The following is a 1,601-nucleotide window of genomic DNA, read 5'->3' on the forward strand; positions in this document are numbered from 1 at the left end:
GACAGAAATGAACATAGTGCTTTATAGTCTGCGAGCGTATTTTCAACGTAAAACTACAAATTAAATCAATTATTAGGAGCATGTCAGCATGGCAAAAGCACTTATCCAAATGGCTCTGGATTCTCTGGACTTCGATCAAACAATCGCATTGGCAGAACAAGTTGCCCCTTATGTCGATATTCTGGAAGTCGGTACTCCTTGCATTAAATACAATGGCTTGGAAATCGTCACTGCCCTGAAAACCAAATTCCCTAACAACCTGATTCTGGTTGACCTGAAAACTATGGATGCTGGTGAATACGAAGCAACTCCTTTCTATGAAGCTGGTGCTGATATTTGTACCGTTCTGGGTGTTTCCGATAAAGCCACAATGGGCGGCGTTATTAAAGCTGCCAACGCAAACAATGCAGAAGCTCAAATTGACTTGATCAGCGTTAAAGACAAAAAAGCTGTTGCAACTGAAGCCGCTAAAAACGGTGCGCAAATCATCGGTGTTCACACTGGTCTGGACGCACAAGCAGCTGGTCAAACACCTTTTGCTGATTTACAAGCAATTGCATCACTGAACCTGGGTGTACGTATTTCTGTTGCTGGCGGTCTGAACAAAGACACCATTCAGAAAACCATTCAAGCTGGCGCAACAATTGTTGTTGTTGGTGCTGCTATCTACGGCGCGCCTTCTCCAGCAGAATCTGCTAAAGAACTGCGTGCATTAGTTGATGCTGCGTAAGCAGAAGAAACAGTAGCGCAAATAAAACGAGTGGCCCAGTGCCACTCGTTTTTTTTAAGCTTTACTGACTCATCCGATTTTTTTGGTGTGTTAGTCGTCGCAGTAGTAAGTTATTGACCATGCAGATAAATTGGTCAAAAACACCAGAGCGTGATTATAATCCTACGTCTGGGCCTGCTGGCTTGCCACAAAGAATCTAAAATAGTAATTTACCCGTTGCACCAACCTCATCATGTTGGGCAGATGGGGTTAAGAATGTAACAGGGGTATACTCATGAGTGATAAAGGTTTTTTTGCTTCAATCTGCAGCTTTTTTAAAGGTTTGTTTTCATCTGACAGCGATAGTTGCTGTAAGCCGGAATCCAAAGCCGCTGCTGCTCCAGCTTCAAAAAAAGCGAATGATGGTTTAACAGGTGTAGAACGCTACATCCGTGCCCAATCAAACAGCGGCTCAAAATTAACTAGCGTTGAAAAATATATTCGCAGTCAATTGTCGTCTAATAAACCGATGACAGGTGTTGAAAAATATATTCGCAGCAAAGCTAATGCAGCACCATTGACTGGCGTTGAACGTTATATTCGCAGTAAAGCTTAATACAACCTCTACTCGCGGCCCCCTGTTTAAGAATCAGGGTTGATAACGACCAGATACATAATCTGGTCGTTTATATCGCATACGTATTTTACTTAAGCTTAATGGCTCTACAAACTAACTCATAAAGGTAAGAAAATGGCGAATTTACTTGATCAATTAAAGCAAATGACCGTCGTTGTTGCTGATACCGGTGATATTCAAGCAATTGAAAAGTACACTCCTCGTGACGCAACAACTAACCCATCATTGATTACTGCAGCGGCACAAATGCCGCAA

Annotated in this window: 3 protein-coding genes; all 3 read left to right on the forward strand. The window is 42.4% G+C overall.

Annotation, left to right across the window (positions count from 1 at the left end; genetic code table 11):
- The first annotated feature begins 88 nt into the window (after nt 1-88).
- On the forward strand, nt 89-730 hold the full coding sequence (hxlA, locus tag Q7V21_RS01900) for a 3-hexulose-6-phosphate synthase (protein ID WP_304915665.1): 642 nt from the start codon (nt 89-91) through the stop codon (nt 728-730).
- Between the two features lie 274 nt (nt 731-1,004).
- Complete coding sequence (locus Q7V21_RS01905; RefSeq protein WP_304915666.1) at nt 1,005-1,325, forward strand: hypothetical protein; 321 nt, start codon at nt 1,005-1,007, stop codon at nt 1,323-1,325.
- A gap of 135 nt (nt 1,326-1,460) precedes the next feature.
- Nucleotides 1,461-1,601 (forward strand): transaldolase family protein (locus tag Q7V21_RS01910; protein ID WP_304915667.1); only part of this gene is annotated, 141 nt, incomplete at its 3' end.

The sequence above is a fragment of the Methylophaga sp. genome (assembly GCF_030651745.1).

Excerpts from the sequence above, each read along its gene's own strand:
- hxlA (WP_304915665.1), top strand. The coding sequence starts at position 89 with ATGGCAAAAGCACTTATCCAAATGGCTCTGGATTCTCTGGACTTCGAT.
- Q7V21_RS01905 (WP_304915666.1), top strand. The coding sequence starts at position 1,005 with ATGAGTGATAAAGGTTTTTTTGCTTCAATCTGCAGCTTTTTTAAAGGT.